This window comes from Stakelama pacifica, assembly GCF_004361835.1.
Classification (GTDB): domain Bacteria; phylum Pseudomonadota; class Alphaproteobacteria; order Sphingomonadales; family Sphingomonadaceae; genus Sphingomonas; species Sphingomonas pacifica.
Window position 1 is genome coordinate 49,415 of record NZ_SNWD01000007.1, and the last position, 20,088, is coordinate 69,502.

21 protein-coding genes are annotated in these 20,088 nt (G+C 63.1%); 9 read left to right on the forward strand and 12 right to left on the reverse strand.

Annotation, left to right across the window (positions count from 1 at the left end; all coding sequences use genetic code 11):
* Positions 1-2 precede the first annotated feature (2 nt).
* From EV664_RS11015 to coxB, 11 genes are all read right to left on the reverse strand, one after another.
* Positions 3-422 (reverse strand): hypothetical protein, encoded by a 420-nt coding sequence (locus EV664_RS11015; RefSeq protein ID WP_133495774.1) that lies wholly within the window; start codon positions 420-422, stop codon positions 3-5.
* A gap of 393 nt (positions 423-815) precedes the next feature.
* A complete protein-coding gene (locus EV664_RS11020; RefSeq protein ID WP_133495775.1) occupies positions 816-1,685 on the reverse strand; it encodes a class I SAM-dependent methyltransferase in 870 nt (289 codons plus the stop codon).
* Positions 1,682-3,085, reverse strand: coding sequence for a threonine synthase (gene thrC / locus EV664_RS11025; RefSeq protein WP_133495776.1), 1,404 nt, complete (start codon positions 3,083-3,085; stop codon positions 1,682-1,684). The genes EV664_RS11020 and thrC overlap by 4 nt, the downstream gene beginning before the upstream one ends.
* A gap of 45 nt (positions 3,086-3,130) precedes the next feature.
* Positions 3,131-3,733: an SURF1 family protein gene (locus EV664_RS11030; RefSeq protein ID WP_133495777.1), complete on the reverse strand. Its 603-nt coding sequence runs from the start codon at positions 3,731-3,733 to the stop codon at positions 3,131-3,133.
* Positions 3,730-4,116, reverse strand: a complete 387-nt coding sequence (locus tag EV664_RS11035) for a DUF983 domain-containing protein (protein ID WP_188656413.1) — start codon at positions 4,114-4,116, stop codon at positions 3,730-3,732. Before EV664_RS11035 ends, EV664_RS11030 begins: the two co-directional genes overlap by 4 nt.
* A 2-nt stretch (positions 4,117-4,118) precedes the next feature.
* Positions 4,119-4,973 carry a cytochrome c oxidase subunit 3 gene (locus EV664_RS11040; RefSeq protein ID WP_133495779.1) on the reverse strand — a complete coding sequence of 285 codons (855 nt, stop codon included), beginning with the start codon at positions 4,971-4,973 and terminating at the stop codon, positions 4,119-4,121.
* 33 nt (positions 4,974-5,006) lie between these two features.
* On the reverse strand, positions 5,007-5,540 hold the full coding sequence (locus EV664_RS11045; RefSeq protein WP_133495780.1) for a cytochrome c oxidase assembly protein: 534 nt from the start codon (positions 5,538-5,540) through the stop codon (positions 5,007-5,009).
* Complete coding sequence (locus tag EV664_RS19660) at positions 5,541-5,672, reverse strand: hypothetical protein (RefSeq protein WP_268237668.1); 132 nt, start codon at positions 5,670-5,672, stop codon at positions 5,541-5,543.
* Positions 5,669-6,580: a heme o synthase gene (locus EV664_RS11050; protein WP_133495781.1), complete on the reverse strand. Its 912-nt coding sequence runs from the start codon at positions 6,578-6,580 to the stop codon at positions 5,669-5,671. Before EV664_RS11050 ends, EV664_RS19660 begins: the two co-directional genes overlap by 4 nt.
* Positions 6,581-6,725: 145 nt before the next feature.
* Positions 6,726-8,375 carry a cytochrome c oxidase subunit I gene (gene ctaD / locus EV664_RS11055; RefSeq protein WP_133495782.1) on the reverse strand — a complete coding sequence of 550 codons (1,650 nt, stop codon included), beginning with the start codon at positions 8,373-8,375 and terminating at the stop codon, positions 6,726-6,728.
* Positions 8,376-8,378: 3 nt separating this feature from the next.
* Positions 8,379-9,458, reverse strand: a complete 1,080-nt coding sequence (gene coxB / locus EV664_RS11060; protein ID WP_229668227.1) for a cytochrome c oxidase subunit II — start codon at positions 9,456-9,458, stop codon at positions 8,379-8,381.
* A 220-nt stretch (positions 9,459-9,678) separates the two neighbouring features.
* Here coxB and pyrE point away from each other — a divergent pair, with 220 nt between their 5' ends.
* The 9 genes from pyrE (at position 9,679) to EV664_RS11105 (ending at position 18,260) form a co-directional block, all read left to right on the forward strand.
* On the forward strand, positions 9,679-10,263 hold the full coding sequence (gene pyrE / locus EV664_RS11065; protein WP_133495915.1) for an orotate phosphoribosyltransferase: 585 nt from the start codon (positions 9,679-9,681) through the stop codon (positions 10,261-10,263).
* Complete coding sequence (locus EV664_RS11070) at positions 10,260-10,988, forward strand: pyridoxine 5'-phosphate synthase (protein ID WP_133495784.1); 729 nt, start codon at positions 10,260-10,262, stop codon at positions 10,986-10,988. Before pyrE ends, EV664_RS11070 begins: the two co-directional genes overlap by 4 nt.
* A complete protein-coding gene (gene acpS, locus EV664_RS11075; protein ID WP_133495785.1) occupies positions 10,985-11,410 on the forward strand; it encodes a holo-ACP synthase in 426 nt (141 codons plus the stop codon). The genes EV664_RS11070 and acpS overlap by 4 nt, the downstream gene beginning before the upstream one ends.
* Positions 11,403-12,281, forward strand: coding sequence for a signal peptidase I (gene lepB, locus EV664_RS11080; RefSeq protein ID WP_133495786.1), 879 nt, complete (start codon positions 11,403-11,405; stop codon positions 12,279-12,281). The genes acpS and lepB overlap by 8 nt, the downstream gene beginning before the upstream one ends.
* Positions 12,278-13,378 (forward strand): AI-2E family transporter, encoded by a 1,101-nt coding sequence (locus EV664_RS11085; RefSeq protein WP_133495787.1) that lies wholly within the window; start codon positions 12,278-12,280, stop codon positions 13,376-13,378. The genes lepB and EV664_RS11085 overlap by 4 nt, the downstream gene beginning before the upstream one ends.
* Positions 13,379-13,394: 16 nt before the next feature.
* The gene (locus EV664_RS11090) at positions 13,395-15,470 is read left to right on the forward strand and encodes a TonB-dependent receptor (protein WP_133495788.1); all 2,076 of its coding nucleotides are present in this window, start codon (positions 13,395-13,397) and stop codon (positions 15,468-15,470) included.
* 130 nt (positions 15,471-15,600) lie between these two features.
* Positions 15,601-16,542 (forward strand): hypothetical protein, encoded by a 942-nt coding sequence (locus tag EV664_RS11095; RefSeq protein ID WP_133495789.1) that lies wholly within the window; start codon positions 15,601-15,603, stop codon positions 16,540-16,542.
* Positions 16,539-17,060 carry a DUF2141 domain-containing protein gene (locus tag EV664_RS11100; RefSeq protein ID WP_373287509.1) on the forward strand — a complete coding sequence of 174 codons (522 nt, stop codon included), beginning with the start codon at positions 16,539-16,541 and terminating at the stop codon, positions 17,058-17,060. Before EV664_RS11095 ends, EV664_RS11100 begins: the two co-directional genes overlap by 4 nt.
* Positions 17,061-17,075: 15 nt before the next feature.
* Positions 17,076-18,260, forward strand: a complete 1,185-nt coding sequence (locus tag EV664_RS11105) for a glycosyltransferase (protein WP_133495790.1) — start codon at positions 17,076-17,078, stop codon at positions 18,258-18,260.
* Between the two features lie 35 nt (positions 18,261-18,295).
* On the opposite strand, the gene EV664_RS11110 is transcribed toward EV664_RS11105, so the two are convergent.
* The gene (locus EV664_RS11110; protein WP_133495791.1) at positions 18,296-19,984 is read right to left on the reverse strand and encodes a dipeptidyl-peptidase 3 family protein; all 1,689 of its coding nucleotides are present in this window, start codon (positions 19,982-19,984) and stop codon (positions 18,296-18,298) included.
* Between the last annotated feature and the right edge of the window lie 104 nt (positions 19,985-20,088).

Genomic DNA, 20,088 nt, shown 5'->3' on the forward strand with positions numbered 1-20,088 from the left:
GTTTAGCGGCGCAGCAGCAATTCGGTCTTTCTGACCTCGATAACGGGCACTTCCCACGGGTGCGCCGCCAAAATCGCGTCCAGCGCGGTCGAAACCGCTGCCTGCGGCACGTCGTCCGGGATATAGACGGTCAGGATCGCGGTCGGCGAGGCGATGGGTTCCCCTGCCGTGCCGAGCGCGGGGTTGGCATCGGCTGCGGGCGTGAACACCTCCCGGCCGGCCGAAAGTTCGAATACCGCCTTGTAGAGCCCGAAATCGCCGAGCGGATTGTCGCTGCGGACGATGTCGATGATCCGGGCAAGCGCGCAATCCGGATCGATTGTCGCAATGTCGCCTGCGCTCAGCAGATGGAATGTCGCTTCATCGACCGGGCAATGGATCTTCAGCGCAGTGACGGCGCGGCTCTGATGCGGTGTGACCATCGGCAAAGGCTATCAGAGCCTTCCGCGCGAAGCGAGCGGGACGGATCAGACGGACGACGTGGCGCAGCGTTCGCCGTGTCAAAAGGGCTTGAGCAGGAGCGGAGGGGAAGTGAGGCGGGACCGACGCCGGTTTGTACGCAACAGGGAACAAACAAACCGCGAAGCAAGGGGAGCACGATGCTGTTCTTATCCAGTCGGCGCTCGGTCCCGCCACCCTTTCGGGCTAAGCTCTTTCAACCATATTCGTGCAGGATTCGCTATTCTGTAATAGTACAGTGCAAGTCCTGTCCTGTAATCGGACGCTTTCAATTTGTCGCAGCGCACTGATAAATTCGCAGCCGCCACATCGCAATACAGCCATATTGTCTGATGAGTAGTGGGCCTTCCGCCCGATTACCGCGACCAGCGGGCGAAAATCGCGGTCGGCAGTGACAGTCCGCGCGCTTCCTCGCGCACGCCCAGCTCACCCGCCTCGACCGTGCCACCCAGATCGGCAAAGGCCTGCCGCACCAGCTCGCCGATCGCCAGCGCCGACATGCGGACGGCATAGACGGTCAGGAACAGAAAGCGCGAATCGGAATCGAGCAGCTGCCGGCAATCGGCGATCAGGCCGGGCAGGCTTTGCTCCAGCTGCCAGATTTCCTTGCCCGGCCCGCGCCCATATTTGGGCGGATCGAGCAGGATGCCGTCATAGCGCCGCGCGCGCCGCACTTCGCGCGCCGCGAACTTCGCCGCATCCTCCACCAGCCAGCGGACCGGCGAATCGGCAAGGCCCGACAAAGCGGCATTGCCGCGTGCCGCCTCGACCGATTTTTTGGACGCATCGACATGCACCATCTTCGCGCCCTTCGCCGCCATGGCGAGCGTGCCGACGCCGGTATAGCCGAACAGGTTCATCACCTCAGGCTCCGGCAGATCGGCTACCTGCTCGCGCATCCAGCGCCAGACGGGAGCCATATCGGGAAAGAAGCCGAGATGCCGGAACGGCGTGGTCTGCGCGGTGAAGCGCACTTCTTCCCAGCGGAGCCGCCATCCCGCTTCCGGCACGTCGCGCGCAAATTGCCAGCGCCCGCCGCCATCTTCGTCCGAGGCGGGCACGAACTCGCCATGCGCGTCCCAGTCGGGCGAGGCGGGCTGCCACATCGCCTGCGGTTCGGGGCGGATGAAGCGATAGTCGCCATAGCGTTCGATCTTGCGCCCGCCGCCGCTGTCGATCAGGCCGTAATCGTCCCACGGCTCTCCGATTAGCTGAACCAGTTTCATTTCGACGGGGTGGCGAGGTCCGCGATATGGGCGGTCACATCGTCGAACGTGGCGTGAACGACCTCATAGCGCTCCTGCCGCTCGAACAGATCGCCGACGCGCGAGGGCAGTTGCGGACGAACCCCGGTGGCGCGTTCCACCGGATCGCGGAATTTTGACGCATGCGCGGTGGCCAGCGTAACGATCGGGATGGCGGGATCGAGATCGACGTCGCGCGCGGCGGCAAGGCCGATCCCGGTATGCGGGTCGATCACCTGCCCCGCCTCACGCCAGGCCCAGCGCATTGCAAGCGACATGTCATCGGGATCGATCCGCGCGCTGGTGAACAGCTTTGCCGCACCTTCGCGCTGGCTGTTGGTCAGCTGGATAGCGCGGGATTTTTCGAACGCCGCCATCTGCGCCGTGATGGCTGCGCCGTCGCGCCCGCCCAGATCGAATTTCAGCCGTTCGAAGTTCGAACTGACCTGAATATCCATCGACGGGGCCGCGGTCGGCGTCACCTCTCCGGCGGAATAATCGCCGCTGGTGAGCGCACGGTGGAGAATGTCGTTCACATTGGTCGCGACGATCAGCTTCGCGACCGGCAGTCCCATCTTCGCTGCGACATAGCCTGCGAACACATCGCCGAAATTCCCGGTCGGCACCGAAAAGGCGACCGGGCGATCGGGAGCGCCTAAACGGACCGCAGCGTAGAAATAATAGACCACCTGCGCCATCAGCCGCGCCCAGTTGATCGAATTGACCGCCGAGAGATGATAGCGGCCCGAAAAGCCGGGGTCGTTGAACATCGCCTTGACCAGCGCCTGTGCCGTGTCGAAATCGGCATCGATCGCGATGTTGTGGACGTTGGGCGACAATACGGTCGTCATTTGCCGCCGCTGCACATCGCTGACCCGCCCGCGCGGATGCAGCATGAAGATGTCGAGGCCTTCGCGCCCGGCAAGCGCATCGATCGCCGCCGAACCGGTATCGCCCGAGGTCGCGCCGATGATGGTCAGATGTTCGTCGCGCCCGTCCATGAACTTTTCGAACAGCAGGCCGAGCAGCTGCAGCGCCACATCCTTGAAGGCGAGGGTGGGGCCGTGAAACAGCTCCAGCAGCCATTGGCGATGGTCGAGCTGGACCAGCGGCGTCACGGCAGCATGCGAAAACCGCCCGCAATAGGCCTGTTCGCACAGGCGGCGCAGCGTGTCCTCGTCCAGACTGCCCTCGACATAGGGCATCATTACCCGGACGGCGGTTTCGACATAGGACAGCCCGGCCATATCGGCGATCTCTGCCCGGGTGAATTGCGGCCACACCTCCGGCACATACAGCCCGCCGTCCGACGCAAGCCCGGCCAGCGTCACTTCCTCGAAATTGAGCGCAGGCGCGCTCCCTCTGGTGCTGATATACCGCATAATATCGTCCCGGTTAGCCGCCCCCCGTCAGCGCGGCAAGTCGCTCTACGCCGTAGGTCTGCGCCGACGCAACGCAAGGATATAGATCACCAGCGCGATCGCGGCGAACAGGAACCATTGCACGGCATAAGAGAAATGGTTGTTGGGTATGGATGAAAGCTCCGGCGTCCCGTTCGGCGACAGGCCGTCAGGCGGCGTATTGGCGACGAGCAGCAGCGGTTGCGGCGCGGGAGAAAGCATCTCGCCGATCAGCGAACGGTGGGTGGGGGCATGGCTGATAAAGCCATGTACTTCGCCGCCGCGCCAGTGCGGGCGATAGGCCGGATCGCGGGTGGTGCCGAGCTGAACCAGCATGCCGGGGCCTTCCGCGCCGGTGCGGCAATGGGCGATAACGCGATATCCGGCCTTGCCCGCGCCCTCCAGATCGAACGATACCGGTTCGAGGCAAAAGCCGCTTGCCGGGCGGAACAGAACCGACTGATCGGGAAAGCGCGGAAAGGCGATTTCGCTTTTATGGATATTCGCCGCATAGCGTTCGAGCAGCGCCTCTTTCCACGCCTTGCGCTCCAGCTGCCAGATGCCGAGCGCGATCATCGCGCCGATGCACAGCGCCACGATGATCGTCGAAACAATCGGAATGCGTTTCAAGGATTGGGGTCGATCCGTCCCTCGCGCGCCGCATTGCGATATTCGAGCGCGAGGAGCAGTCCCTTGGCGAAGCGAAGCGACACCAGCGTCCCCCCGACCACCAGCGGCAGCCACAGCAACACGTGAAGCCACCAGGGCGGATCGGCAGCGAGTTCCAGCCACACCGCCAGAATGACGACCAGCGTTCCCCATATCAGGGTGAGGAATGCCGCCGGTCCGTCGCCGACATTGAAGCTTGCGAAATCGAGCCCGCAGGCGCTGCATCGCGGCGCGAACCCCGCGAACGATGCGAACAGGGTTTTCGCGCCGCAGCGTGGACAAAGCCCCCGAATCGCGGCTTCGGCCGGTTCGGGGGCTGCGTTTTCCTTATGCTCGCGGGTGATGGTCAGCCCCCGTGGATCGGTGCGCCCCAGCCGCCCCAGACATAGATGGTGACGAACAGAAACAGCCAGACGACATCGACGAAATGCCAGTACCAGGCAGCCGCTTCAAAACCGAAATGCTGGCGCGGGGTGAAGTCGCCGCGATAGACGCGGATCAGGTTCACGATCAGGAAGATCGTGCCGATAATGACGTGAAAGCCATGGAAGCCTGTCGCCATGAAAAAGGCTGCGCCGTAATTCAGACCCGAAAACGGGAACGGCGCATGCATATATTCATAGGCCTGAATGCTGGAGAACAGCAGGCCCAGTAAAATGGTGAGCCACAGCCCCTTTTTCACCGAATCGCGATCGCCATGGATCAGCGCATGGTGCGCCCAGGTTACCGTGGTTCCCGACAGCAACAGAATGAACGTGTTGAGCAGCGGCAGTTCGAAGGCGTTGATGACTTCGATACCCTTGGGCGGCCATGCGCCCGCAGTGACGTTCTGCAGCACCGTAACCGCGCCGTCAGACCATTCGATCGGTGCCGGGAACAGCGCGAAATCGAAATAGGCCCAGAACCAGCCGACGAAGAACATCACTTCCGATGCGATGAACAGGATCATGCCATAGCGCAGATGCAGCTGCACCACCGGAGTATGATCCCCGGCATGCGCTTCGCGAATGACATCGGCCCACCAGGAGAACATGGTGAAGAGCACGCCGACAAATCCGGCGAGCAGGACGAAGGTCCCGCCCGGAGCCGAGTGCATCCACATCACCCCGCCCGATGTCAGCACCAGTGCGGCGATCGCCCCGATCAGCGGCCAGGCGCTGGGCGGCAGGATGTGATAATCGTGGTTCTTGGCTCCGGCCATGACGTATCCCTGTCCTTGCTTTTCTTTTATGGTTTAACCCGACACCTTGCCGGAATCTACCGGGTAAAAGGTGTAAGAGAGTGTGATTTCCTGAACATCGCGCGTGTCCGGGTCTTCCATGATCTTCGGATCGACATAATAAATCACCGGCATCCGCATGGTTTCACCCGGTTCAAGCGTTTGCTGGGTGAAACAGAAACACTGGATCTTGGTGAAATATTTCCCTGCCTGTGCCGGGGTGACGTTGAACGTGGCGGTGCCGGTCACGGCGTGATCGGCCCGATTGGTCGCGGTGAAAAACGCCATGTCGCGCGCACCGATATCGATCCGGTCGGAGCGTTGCTCGGGTTTGAAGTTCCATGCCAGTTTCGGGCTGACATTGCTGTCGAACGATACGGTAATTTTGCCGCCGCTCGCGCCGGGCGCGTCGCTTCCCGTCTGGGTGGTGCCGTTCAGGCCGGTTACCTGACAGAATACCCGGTAGAGCGGCACGCTCGCAAAGCCCAGCCCGACCATCACGAAAACGACGGCGGCGGCGATCGAGGCGGTGCGCAGATTGGCGTTCATCTATCCGCCGAGCTGCATCTTGGCGATCGAGATCGCGAACACCAGCACCACGAACGCGCCGAGCAGCCATGCCATGACCTTTGCCCGCGCCCGCTGACGTTCGCGAACGACCTGTTCTTCTTCCGGGGTCATGCGCCGATCGTCCAATGGTCGAGCACCAGCGCGCCGAACAGCAGGAACAGATACAGAATCGAAAACGCGAAGAGCTGCTTTTCGGGTTTCATGCCGTCGCCGGGAATGCTGCGGCGGAGCGACACTCTGGCGGCAAGCGCAGCGAACACCGCGTTGAGCGCAATCGCCGCTGCGCCATAGACCCAGCCGGTCAGCCCCAGCGCCCAGGGTGCGATCGCCACGGCCGCCATCGGGATCGTGTACAGGCCGATCTGATGCCGAGTCACCCGCTCGCCCGCGACGACCGGCAGCATCGGTACACCCGCATTCGCGTAATCGCTCTTCACGAACAGCGACAGCGCCCAGAAATGCGGGGGCGTCCAGAGAAAGATGATCGCGAACAGGAGCAGCGGCAGCAAGGTGACATTGCCCGTCGCCGCTGCCCAGCCGATCACCGGCGGAAAGGCGCCCGCAGCGCCGCCGATGACGATATTCTGCGGCGTGCGGCGCTTCAGCCAGATCGTGTAGATAAAGACATAGAAGAGGATCGACGCGCTCAGCACCGCGGCGGCGACCATGTTCGTCGCCAGCTCCATCAGAATGACCGAGAAAAAGGCGAGGCCGACGCCGAAATGCAGCGCCGATTGCCGATCCATCCGCCCGGCGGGCAGCGGGCGACCGGCAGTGCGCTTCATCTTCGAATCGAGGTCCGATTCATACCATTGGTTAAGCGCTCCGGCTGCGCCCGCGCCCAGCGCGATACACAGGATCGCGGTGAAGCCGAGGACCGGGTTGATCGCTTGCGGGGCTACCAGCAGGCCGCACAGCCCGGTGAACACGACAAGGCGCATCACCTTCGGCTTGGTCAGCGCCAGAAAGTCGCGCCACTCGGCGGGTAGCGACACATTGGGGTTGGTCATGGTGTTCATAACAATCTCGCGCGCCGAAATACTGCACCGGCGCTTCTCATCGCCGCCTTATCCCATGTCGGGGGGATGAAGGCCAGCTTGGGCGATTCATCGCAAAGCGGCCCCGCCGATCCGATTGCGAAGGACGGGGCCGGAAAACATGCCGTCAGTCGATCTTGGGCAGGGTTTCGAACTGGTGGAAAGGCGGCGGGCTGGACAGGGTCCATTCCAGCGTCGTCGCGCCTGCGCCCCAGGGATTGTCGCCTGCCTTCTTTCCGGCGGCGAGCGACCAGATCATATTGACGAAGAAGATCGCCATGCCCGCCACCATGACTTCATAGCCATGGCTGGCGATCGAGTTCCACGTCGCAAAGGCATCCGGATAATCGGGATAACGGCGCGGCATGCCCTGCAGCCCGAGGAAATGCATCGGGAAGAACAACATGTTCACGCCGACGAAGAACACCCAGAAATGCAGCTGGCCGAGAAACTCGTTATACATCTTCCCCGTCATTTTGGGGAACCAGTAATAGAGGCCGGCGAACAGCGAGAAGACTGCGCCGAGGCTCAGCACATAATGGAAATGCGCGACGACATAATAAGTGTCTTGCATATAATCGTCGACACCGCCGTTCGCGAGTACGACGCCGGTCACGCCGCCGACGGTGAACATGAAGATGAACCCGATCGCCCAGACCATCGGCGTCTTAAAGCTGATAGAACCGCCCCACATCGTCGCGATCCATGAGAAGATCTTGATGCCGGTGGGGACCGCGATGATCATCGTCGCTGCGGTGAAATACATCTTCACATCGACCGGCAGACCGGTGGTGAACATGTGGTGCGCCCAGACGACGAAGCCGACCACGCCGATCGCGACCATGGCATAGGCCATGCCGAGATAGCCGAACACCGGCTTGCGGCTGAACGTCGCGACGATATGGCTGACCATCCCGAAGCCGGGAAGGATCATGATATACACTTCGGGATGGCCGAAGAACCAGAACAGATGCTGGTACAGCACCGGATCGCCGCCGCCGGCCGGATCGAAAAAGGTCGTGCCGAAATTACGATCGGTAATCAGCATGGTGATCGCGGCAGCGAGCACCGGCAGCGCGAGCAGCAGCAGGAATGCGGTGATCAGCACCGACCATACGAACAGCGGCATTTTGTGCAGCGTCATGCCCGGTGCGCGCATGTTGAAAATGGTGGTGATGAAGTTGATTGCGCCGAGGATCGAGCCCGCCCCGGCAAGGTGCAGTGCGAAAATCGCGAAATCGACCGACATGCCCGGCTCGCCATAGGTCGATAGCGGCGCATAGACCGTCCAGCCGGTGCCTGCGCCCGGTCCGACGAACAGCGACAGCAGCAGCGAGCAGAAACCTGATACGGTCAGCCAGAAGCTGATATTGTTCATCCGCGGAAACGCCATGTCCGGCGCGCCGATCATGATCGGCACGAACCAGTTGCCGAATCCGCCGATCATCGCGGGCATGACCATGAAGAACACCATGATCAGGCCATGGGCGGTCACCATCACGTTCCAGAAATGGAGCGCGGCATCGCCTTCCTCGCCCGACAGCATCGGCAGCCACTGAATGCCCGGCTCGGCGAGTTCGAGGCGCATCGCCCCCGAAATCGCACCGCCGACAATCCCCGCGATGATCGCGAAGATCAGGTACAGCGTGCCGATATCCTTGTGGTTGGTCGACATGAACCAGCGCGCGAAGAAGCCCGGCTTGTGCTCGGTATCATGCGCATGATGGTCGCTATGGGCCGCCTCAAAGGCGCTCGGTGTGACTGCGGTATCGGTCATGGCTTAGTTTCCCGTGGCGGGCTGAGTCGTGCCGACCGCTTCGGTCGTGGCATCGACGGTGTTTCCTGCAGGGGCGGCAACGCCCATACCGCCGGCTGGCGTGGCAGTGGCATCGACGGTGTCGGCGGCGGGCTGTGCCGGTGCCGCAGTCGAGGGCGCGTTCTTGTCCTCGGGCATGGTGCCGCCCTTGGCACGAACCCATTGCGCGAACTCGGCCTCCGGCACCGCTTCGACCACGATCGGCATGAAGGCATGGCGCGCGCCGCACAATTCGGAGCACTGGCCGAAATACAGGCCCGGCTTGTCGATCGTGAACGTCTTTTCGTTCAGACGGCCCGGAATGGCGTCGAGCTTCATCCAGAAAGCGGGCATCGCCCAGCTGTGAATGACATCGGTCGCGGTGGTGATCAGGCGGATCGGCCGGCCGACCGGCAGAACAACGCGATTATCCACGGCGAGCAGGCGCGGACCGTCCTGATCGGTGCGGAACCGCTGTCCCCCGGTGACCTCGTTCTTTTCCTTCAGCATGTTGGAAGTGAACTGAATATCGCCGTTATCGGGATATTCGTAGCTCCAATACCATTGGCTGCCGATCGCCTTCAGCGTGATCGCATTGTCGGGCGCGGGCTTATACTGATGCGCGAGCAGCCGGATCGACGGCACCGCGATAAAGACGAGGATCAGCACCGGAACCACGGTCCACACCACCTCGATAAAGGTATTGTGCGACGTTTTCGACGGTTCGGGATTGCGCGCGGCGCGATAGCGGAACACGACCCAGAGCAGCAGCACCAGCACGAACAGGGTGATCGCGGTGATGATCGGCATCAGGATGTAATTGTGGAAATTATGCGCCTCGATCCCGGTATCGGTGACCTGTTGCTGCAGGCCGAACCGCGCATCGATGGGATGGCCGATATCGGCGCTCTCACCCATCTTCTGCGACCCGTCGGGATTGAGCGTCGGGTCGGGCAGCGATGCAGCCGCCGTTACGGTTTCATTGCCGACCTGAACACCCGGTGCAGTGTCCTGTGCATGTGCAGCATTGCCAAGGCCTGCCAGCATAAGTCCGGCGGCAATCATTATGGTTTTTATACCGGTAATTCGCATCGTCCCCTACATCCCGTTGCTGGAGCGACATAGGTTATATCCATGTCGTCAGGACGAGATACGCCCTTCAAGTTGGTCTATACGCGCGGTAATCCTTTCTCTCAAGTTATCCCTTGGCGATTTTTGGCGCGCAGTTGCGGGCCTGCCCCGCCGGGCCTAAGAGAGCGGCGGTTTTTCAAGGGATCGGGACATGATGCGCGACGAAGAGATTCTGGCCGAATTCCGTGCGGCGGATGCGTTGCTGGAGGGGCATTTCATTCTTTCTTCGGGGCTGCGCAGTCCGCGCTATCTGCAATGCGCGCGGGTGCTGATGAACCCGGCGCGCGGCGCACGGCTTGCTGAGGCGCTGGTCGCGCGCATTCCCGATGATCTGCGCGCGCGCATCACGGCGGTGGTCTCGCCCGCAATGGGCGGCGTGATCGCGGGGCAGGAGGTTGCCCGCGCGCTTGGCGTCGATGCGATGTTCGTCGAACGGCCCGCCGGCACGTTCGAACTGCGGCGCGGCTTCCGGCTGGAGGCGGGGCAGGAAGTGCTGATGATGGAGGATGTCGTCACAACCGGCCTTTCCTCGCGCGAAGCGATCGCGGCGATCGAGGCTGCGGGCGGCACGGTGATCGCGGCGGCGTCGCTGGTCGACCGGTCTGGCGGCAATGCGCAGTTCGATATGCCGTTCTTTCCGCTGATCCGGCTCGACGTGCCGACCTATGAGCCCGATGCGCTCCCCCCCGAACTGGAAGCGATTCCGGCGATCAAGCCGGGGAGCCGGGCGGCGGCATGAGCAAGAAGCTGCGCCTTGGCCTCAACATCGACCATGTCGCAACGGTGCGCAATGCGCGCGGATCGGGCTATCCCGATCCGGTGCGTGCGGCGCTGCTCGCGGCGGAGGCGGGGGCCGACGGCATTACCGCGCATCTGCGCGAGGATCGCCGCCATATCACCGATGACGATATCGCCCGGCTGTCGGACCGCCTTTCGATTCCGCTCAATCTGGAAATGGCAGCGACCGAGGAGATGCTCGGCATTGCGCTGCGCCATGTCCCGCACGCTGCCTGTATCGTTCCCGAAAAGCGCGAGGAACTGACGACCGAGGGCGGGCTGGACGCCGCTGCGCATTTCGAACGGCTCGCGCCGATCTGCGCAAAGCTGCGCGCGGCGGGGATTCGCGTCAGCCTGTTCATCGAACCCGATTCGGCGCAGATCGACGCGGCGCTTCGTCTCGGCGCGCCGGTGGTCGAGCTGCATACCGGCCGCTATGCCGAACTCGCCGGGGCGGAGCAGGCGGCCGAGCTGAAACGCCTTGCCGATGCAGCGGCGCTCGCCGCGAAGAACGGGATCGAGGTGCATGCGGGGCACGGCCTCACCTTCGACAATGTCGTGCCGATCGCCGCGATCCCGCAGGTGCGCGAGCTGAATATCGGCCATTTCCTGATCGGCGAGGCGATTTTCGACGGCCTCGCTCCCGTGGTCCGGCGGATGCGCGCGCTGATGGACGAAGCGCGGTGATCATCGGTCTGGGGTCCGATCTGTGCAATATCGAGCGGATCCAACATTCGCTCGACCGGTTCGGCGACCGTTTCGTCAACCGCGTCTTTACCGAGGTCGAGCGTGAAAAAGCGGCGCGGCGACCCTTTACCCGCGCCGGAACACTGGCCAAGCGGTTCGCAGCAAAGGAAGCTTTCTCCAAGGCAGTGGGAACGGGGTTTCGCCGCGGAGTGTTCATGCGCGATATCGGCGTGGTCAACGCGCCGTCCGGAGCGCCCACTCTGGCGCTGTCGGGCGGGGCGAAGGCAGCGCTCGATGCGCTGCTGCCCGCCGGGCATGGCGCGAAGATACATTTGACGCTGACCGACGATCATCCCTGGGCGCAGGCATTCGTGATCATCGAGGCGATCCGGGATGAAAAGGCTGTTTGCGTAGATGGGTGATGACGAAGCGGTTCAGGGGAACGGAGCGCATGCGTCCGCGCAAACGCCTGCGCCGCCAAAGGCAAGGACCGATTGGTGGGGCGAGGGCAAGGCGATATTCTGGCTGATCCTGGCGGTGCTCGGCTTTCACAGCCTGGTCGCCAAGCCCTTTTACATCCCGTCCGAATCGATGCTGCCGACGCTGGAGGTCGGCGACCGGCTGATCGTGTCGAAATTCCCGTACGGCTATAGCTGGGTGACGCCGACCTTCCATGTCCTGCCCGTTATGCACGGACGGTTGTTCGGGCATATGCCGAAGCGCGGCGATATCGTCATCGCGGTGCCGCCGGGCACGCATACCGATTATATCAAACGCGTGATCGGCCTGTCGGGCGACCGGATTTCGTTGTCGGGCGGCGTGGTCTATCTGAACGGCAAAGCGCTGCCGCGCCGTCACATGCCTGACCTCTTGCTCCCCGTCGACGGCAATACCCGCTGCGATCCGGCCGAATATCCGGGGCGACGCGAAACGGGTGCGGATGGAAAGCTATATTGCCGGCTGCCCATTTATCGCGAAATGCTGCCCGGCGGCCGTTCCTATGACACGGTCGATCTGGGCGAATCGATCGGCGATGATTATTCCGAGATCACAGTGCCGCCGGGGCATGTCTTCCTGATGGGCGACAATCGCGACAACAGCGCTGACAGCCGGTTCAGCCGCGCGCAAAACGGGCTGGGCGGCCCGGTACCGTGGGAGAATATCGGCGGCCGCGCGGAGTTCATCACCTTCTCGCTCGACGGCAACGCCACCCTCAATCCCCTCAGCTGGTTTCATGCCTTTCGCCCCGGTCGGACGGGCATGTCCCTCCATCCGGAAAGCGATCCGAAATGAGCGAACGCCGTCACGCCGCCACGACCGAACCGGGGCCGAACGAGATGCGCGATCCCGTCACGCGCGCCGAATTACGCAAGGCGATGATCTGGTTTTCGGTCGCGATCGGCATTGCGCTGATCGTGCTGCTGATTCAGCCGTTGCTGATCATTTTCGGCGCGCTGGTCTTTGCCTCGATGCTCGACGGCGGAGTGCGGCTGCTGGGCAAGGTTTTGCCGATTCCGCGCGGCTTGCGCCTGCTGATCGTCATGCTGCTCGCCACCGCGTTCGTGCTCGGCACTTTCTATCTGGCGGGTATGCAGATCGCGGCGCAGGCGAACCAGCTTCGCGACACGCTGGAAGTGCAGGCGCATCGGGTGATGGGCTGGATGACCAGTCTCGACCTGATGCCGGGCAAGCAGGACATCGCCTCGCTCGCGAAGCAGGCACTGGGTTCGGTGGGTAAAGTCACTACCGCGGTCGGCACGGCGGTAGGCGCGGTGACGACAATGTTCATGATCCTCGTCATCGGCCTGTTTATCGCGATGGAGCCGCGAATCTACGATCGCGGGCTGCAATGGATGGTCCCGCTTTCGAAGCGCGAGGATTTCGCGGTCACGCTGGAACGCATGGCGCAAACGATGCGCAGCCTGCTGGCCGGCCGCCTGCTCGGCATGGCGTTCGAAGGGGTGCTGACCTGGATCTTCCTCGCCATTGCCGGTGTTCCGATGGCGTTGCTGCTCGGCATCATCACCGGGCTGCTGGCGTTCATTCCCAATATCGGGGCGTTCATTTCAGGCTTGCTCATGGTCTCCGTAGGGTTCAGCGCGGGCGTCGATACGGGGCTCTGGGCGCTTGCCATCTATTTCGGCGTCCAGACCTTTGACGGCTATGTCGTCATTCCGATGGTGGCGCGGCGGACCGTGGACCTGCCCCCCGCGCTCACATTGTCAGCGCAGATCCTCGCCAGCACGCTGTTCGGCATTTTGGGGCTGGCACTGGCCGATCCGATGGTCGCGATGATAAAGGTCGCGCTCGAACGCGAATCCGAACTTGCCGCGCGTGCGGGCTATCGCCTTGACGATGAGGGCGAGGATCAGCCCGACGACGCGGACTGACCAACCGGGAATTTTCATGAAATTGCGGCCCGCGCTGCTTGCTTCTCTGTCCGTTGTTGCTCTCTGCCCCGACCCGGCCGCTGCGCAGGCAATTCCCGGCGGTGAGATTGTCGTCGAAGGCGAAGGGCTGGCACCGCCGCCCGGCGATGCCGCATATTCGACGCTGACGATCGACCGCTATCGCCTGACGCATCTGGCTGGAGGGCGGCTGGAAGAGGCGCTCGCCGATGTCGCGGGCCTGGCAAGCTATCGCCGGTCCGATTCGACCTCATCGCACCCGACCAGTCAGGGAATCACGCTGCGGGGCCTTGGCGGCAATGCGTCGAGCCGCGCGCTGCTGCTGCTCGACGGGGTGCCGCAAAGCGATCCGTTCGGCGGCTGGGTCGCCTTTCCCGCCTACCTTCCCGACACGCTGGCGCGTATCCGCGTGATGCGCGGCGGGGGCAGTGGGGTGCAGGGGCCGGGCGCGCTCGCCGGGACGGTCGAGATGACGAGCGCGGGTCCCGATATGCTGCCGACGCTCGCCGCCAATGTCCGCTACGGCAGCCGCGATTCGCTCGACAGCGCGCTCTATGGCGCTACCCGCGCGGGCAGCGGCTTTGTCGGCTATGGCGCAAGCTATCGGCGCGGCGACGGGTTCATTCCGGTCGTGGCAGAGGATCGCGGTGCAGCGGATATCCTGGCCTGGTACGAACAGGGCAATCTTGCCCTGCGCGCCGGAATCGATGCGGACGCCGACACGCAGTTACAGGCATCGGTGCGCGGCTTTGTCGACCGGCGCGGCGGCGGTACTGCCTTTACCGGGATTCGCAGCGAAGGGGTGGATGCAAGCCTGCGCGCGGTGGGCACCGGACGCTGGCAATGGTCGGTGCTCGGCTATGTGCAGGCGCGCAATCTTGCCAGCGGTTTTGCGAGCGTCGACGATTCGCGCGACACCGCACGTCCGGCGCTCGACCAGTATCAGGTGCCCTCGACCGGGATCGGCGGGCGCGTCGAAGTCGTTCCCCCGCTGGGCGGCGGCTGGACGCTTCGGCTGGGCGGCGATGTCCGCAGCGTGACCGGGCGGACGCAGGAACGCTATATCTTCACCGGCACTACCCCGACGCGGCGTCGCGAAGCGGGCGGGACCAGCCGGACGCTGGGCGGTTTTACTGACCTTAATTATCAGTCCGGCCCCTGGACGCTGGATGCGGGCGGCCGTGTCGATTTCTGGCGGATCGGGCAGGGGAGGCTGATCGAACAGAATTTTTCGGGTGAGCCGCCCATCACCGATTCGCGGTTTGCGCCGCGCACCGGGGTGGAGCCGACGGGCCGGATCGGCGCTGCCTATCGCCTATCGCCGCTGGTGACGCTGCGCGCGGCGGCCTATCGCGGATGGCGCCTGCCCACGCTCAACGAACTGTACCGCCCCTATCGCGTCGGGGCGGATGCGACCGCCGCCAATGCGATGCTCGATCCCGAACATCTCAGCGGCGTGGAAATCGGTGCCGATCTGGTCGCGGGGCCGTTCGGCCGGCTGACCGCGACCCTGTTTCACAACCGGCTGGAGGACAGCATCGCCAATGTGACGCTGGGACAGGGGCCGGGCAGCTTTCCCGGCGTCGGCTTTGTCAGCGGGGCGGGCGTCTATCGGCAGCGCCGCAATCTGGACGCAGTGACGACCAGCGGCGCTGAAATCGCGCTGCACCTCAAGCTCGGCAGCTATCGGATCGATGCCGGCTATGCCTATAGCGATCCGAGGGTGGAAGCAGGGGGCGAAGCGGCCCCGCTCGACGGTCTGCGCCCCGCCCAGACCCCCCGGCACAGCGCCCATGGGACCTTCGGATGGCAATCGGCGGGCGGGATCGATGTCAGCGCGACGCTGCGCTATCTGGGCCCGAGATTCGAGGATGATCTCAATACGATCCGGCTGGGCTCTGCGGTGACGCTCGACGGCTCGGTCGAGGTGCCGGTGACGCAGCGCCTGTCCGTGCAGGTCAGCGGCGAAAATATCACCGGCGCGCAGGTGGTCAGCGCCATTGACGGCGACGGGGTTACCGAACGCGCGCGCGCGCGCACGATCTTTGCCGGGGTCAGCGTCCGCTTCGATTGATCGCAGATGGGGGCCGGCGCAGCGCTGCATCCGCAGCTTTGTCACAATCCTGTCGGTATTCTGACTTATGAGCGGCGCGATCCATGTCGAGAACCCTATAGCTGCGTCGTCGATTCAAAGCCCTATCTGCGTGACATCACCCCCTTCCCCCAGCCCGGTAACCAACGGCGCCGCCGCACTTGCGAACGATATCGCCGGGCTGGAGCCGTCGCGAAAGCTGCGCAATCGCTGGCCGAAATGGCTCGGCATGGCGCTGAGTGCGCTGATGGTCGCGGGGTTGTTGCACGAATTGTTCAATGAGGGGCTGGCCGACCTGTCGCTGGCGGTGCCGCACAATCCGCTTTTCTATATCGCCTTTGCCGTCACTTATCTGGCGCTGCCGGTTTTCGACTATCTGATCTACCGCAAATTATGGGGCATTCCGCTGATGAGCGGGCTGGGCGCAATCACGCGAAAGCGGATCGCGAACGATGTGGTGATCGGCTATTCGGGCGATGCCTATTTCTATGCCTGGGCGCGGCAGCGAATGAAGATGGTCGTCGCTCCCTTCGGCGCGATCAAGGATGTGACGATCCTGTCGGGCATTGCGGGCAATGCCACCGCACTGCTGATGGCGGCGGTCGCGCTTCCTTTGTCGAGCGACTGGCTGACGCCGTCGCAATTCAACAAATTCGCCGGATCGGCGGTCATCATCTTCGTCATCTCCTTGCCGTTCCTCATATTTTCGCGGCGCGTCTTCTCGCTGCCTTCGGGTCGGCTATGGTGGATTTTCGCGATGCATTGCGCGCGGATCGCGGTGGGCGCGGTCGCGCTGGCGCTCGCCTGGCATTTTGCGATGCCGATGATCGCCATCGGCTGGTGGCTGTTCCTGTCCGCCGCGCGGCTGCTGGTATCGCGCCTGCCGCTGGTTCCCAACAAGGATCTGCTGTTCGCCAATATCGCCATCATGCTGATCGGCGAGGGGCGGGCATTGTCCGACATGATCGCGTTCACCGCAGCGTTATATCTGTTGCTGCATATCGTGTTCGCAATCGCATTTGCTGGCCATAAACTGGTGGAGAAAGACGCGTGACCGGGTCCAAAATGCTTGTCGCGGCGCTGACCGCCTCGACATTTCTGGCGCTGCCTGCGCTTGCCCAGACGATCGGCAGCGACAGGGATGCGTGCAACAAATCCGAAGGGCCTGCGATCCAGGCCAATATCACCGGGCTGAAGGATCGCACCGGCCGGCTGAAGCTGGAACTCTATCCCGCGACCGAGGAGGATTTCCTCAAGGACGATCACGATCTGCGTGCCGAGAACAAAGTGTTTCGCCGCGTCTGGGCCTCCATGCCCGATGAAGGTCCGGTGTCGATGTGCATCAAAGTGCCGGAACCGGGCACTTATGCGCTGTTCTTCACGCATGACCGCGACCATCGCAACAAATTCAATTTCTGGAAGGACGGGGCGGGCGTGCCCGGCAACGGCAAGCTCGGCCGGTCGAAGCCCGACCTGTCGCAGGCAATCGTGAAAGTCGGCAGCGGCGTCACGGTGGTCAATATCCGGGTGCAATATCTGCGCGGGCTCGGCGGGTTCGGTCCGATCGACTGAGCGGGCGAGTTCGCGATGCGCATCGTCGATGTAAACGAATTTTATTCGCCGACCGGCGGCGGGGTGCGCACCTATCTCGATCGCAAAATGACGATCATGGCCGAGATGGGCCATGAACTGATTGTCATCGCCCCGGGGCGCGAGAATCGGGTCGAGGAGCGGCTCGACGGCGGCAAGGTGATCTGGGTCAGATCGCCGCCGCTGGTCTTTGATTTCAATTACCGCATGTTCTTTTTCGAAGCGCCGATTCACGCGCTGCTCGACGAACTCGATCCCGATATCGTCGAAACGAGCTCGCCCTGGCGACCGGGGTGGATCATCGGCAACTGGCAGGGGCGCGCGCCGAAGATTTTTTTCGCGCATAACGACAATGTCGGTGCCTATCCGATGCGCTGGTTCGAAAGCTTCGCCTGTCCCGGCGATGTCGAAAGCGCCTTTGGCTGGTATACCCGCTATATGGGCCGCTTCCTCGCGAAGTTCGACGCATTCGTGACCAACGGCCCCGCGCTGGCAAAGCGCCATGCCGCGCGCGGGCTTACCGTCCACGCCTCGATGCCGCTCGGCATCCAGCGCGGATTTTTCTCACCCGATCATCGCGACGAAGCGCTGCGCCGGTCGCTGCTCGAACAGCTCGACCTTCCCGAACATGGCCATTTGTTGCTGGGGCTGGGGCGGCATCATCCCGAAAAGCGCTGGCCCATGGTGATCGACGCGGTCGAGACGGCGGGGCAGGACCTTCCCGTCGGCATGATCATGATCGGGCAGGGGGTGCATAGCCGCCAGCTGGAAAAGCGAATCGCGGGCAGCCCGCATATCCGCATGTATCGCCCGGTCTATGAGCGTCCCCGCCTTGCCCGGATCATGGCAAGCTGCGACGCGCTGATCCACGGATCGGATGCCGAACCGTTCGGACTGGTCGGGCTGGAGGCGATTGCATCGGGCCTGCCGCTCGTCGCGCCGGACGAAGGCGGTCTGTTCGAGCTTGCCGATCCGCATATCGCCGAAACCTATCGCGCGCGCGACGCCCGTTCCGCCGCCGCCGCGATCCGGCGCCTGTTCGCGCGCGATCCCGCCATCCTGAAAGCCGCAGGACGGCACGCGGCATCGAAGGTCCGCACCGATGTCGACCATGTCGAGGACCTGATCGCTTATTATCAGTCGCTGATCGACGGCGCGCCCGCTTCGATCTGGGTTGCCTGACGAGGCGGCAGCGCGCGCCGCCGCCCAGACCGGCTTCAGATTTGTTCGGGATAGATCGGCTGAATATCGACCGGGATATGGTCCATCGTGCCGATCACCTGTTCGGCATGGGGGTCGAGCACCGCCCATTTGGCCATGAACGCCTTCACGCCCGCATAGTCGCCCTTTGCCTGCATCGTCAGGATGGTGTTCAGCAGTGTGCGGACGCCCGCCTCCATCTTCGCATCATTGACGCGAAAGCGCTGCGCCGCCGGGTCCCAGGCGAAGGCGCCCTGATCCTGCAAAAAGCGATATTGCATCGCTGCGCCCCGGCCATGCGCCTCTTCGGTCCCGAAACGGACCGCGCGGAAGATACCGGCGAGATAGGTGGCGAACAGCTGCGGCTTTTCGGCCGCGGGAAGCTCGCCTTTGTCCATCATGAACAGGATGTTCCACACGCCCGCGACATCGGCCTTCGCTTCTTCCAGCGCCGAAGCCTGATCCTTCAGCTCGGCATCGACCGTCGTTTCTCGCCCGTCCACCGTGATCGTGCCCGGCCCGAGGCTGTGCGACAATTCGTGGAACAGCGTTTCGAGCTGCATATATTTCTTGGCGACCAGCCCGGACTGATCGCTGACCAGCACCAGCGGCGCCATCGGCTTCAGAATGCGCTCATACTTCGCGCCGAGCACGTTCGACAGGATGACCTTCTTCGCGCCCTTCGCCTCGCGGACGCGTTCGTCATTCGGCAGGTTGAATGCGATCGTCTGAACGCCGGGCACATTGTCGCCGCCGCCATGCACCTGTTCGGCGACCGCGATCGGGCTTTCGAAGCCGCGGCGGAAATTTTTATATTCCTCGGGCTCGGGGAGGTTTGCCTCCATATCTTTCAGATAGCGCTTATATTTGGCGAGCGCGGCCGATTCTTCGGGGTCTTTCAGCGTCACAAAGCTTTCGAACGCTGCCTTCGCGCCATAGAGCCGGTCGGTATACACCTCATAGGGCCCGATCGCGACTTCGATCGGCGTGTCTTTCAGGTCCATCCACGCCAGCTCGCTTTCGAAATAATCGTCGGTGCGAAATGCTTTTGCGCGCAGCGACAGGAATTTTTTCAGGCTGGGATTGGTGGTGATCGCCGCCGCTTTGTCGAGCAGCTGCGCGGCGGGTTCGAGCCATTGCTTATATTCGACCGAATAGGGCACGGCCTTCAACCGGTCGCCGTCGCGGCGCACCACGGTGTAGAGGCTGGTGAGCTCCTCTTTCTGCTCCGGATGCGCCTTCAGATAGGCGTCGAATTCCTCGCGTGTCATATCGGTCGGATAGAAATTGGCGCCAAGCGGCATTTCCTCGGTGCCCCAAAACGGGTGGAGTTCGGCAAGCGCGTCCCACGGCCCGAAATTGAGGTCGTACATGTCGAGAAGCTCGTCGCGAATGGCGATGCGCGAACGCTCGATCGCCTTGCGGTCCTGCGGATACCAGGGGTCGCGCTGGCGGATATAGATGTCGCTCATCAGGTCGGATGCCTGAATCAGCAGATTGACCACCTGACGCTGTTCGTCGTTCAGGAAGCTGGTGTCGGGGTTCATGTCGATCCGGGCGATCTTGGCGCGCTGCGCGGCGAGATCGTAGCCTTCCGCTTTGTCGCTGACGGGTGCGGCGTCGGTGGCAGCGGCGGTTCGCGTTTCGCTTGCCATCGGGGTGCAGGCCGTGCTCGCCAGTAAAGCGAGGAGAAGGGTCTTGCGCATCTATACTCCTTGTCGGGGCGTCGCCCCGCAACCTCAGAAATCGTTGCGCATGAGACTAGCGACGCGATCGCGCGCTGTCACGAACCCGCCATATCAAAGGCGCA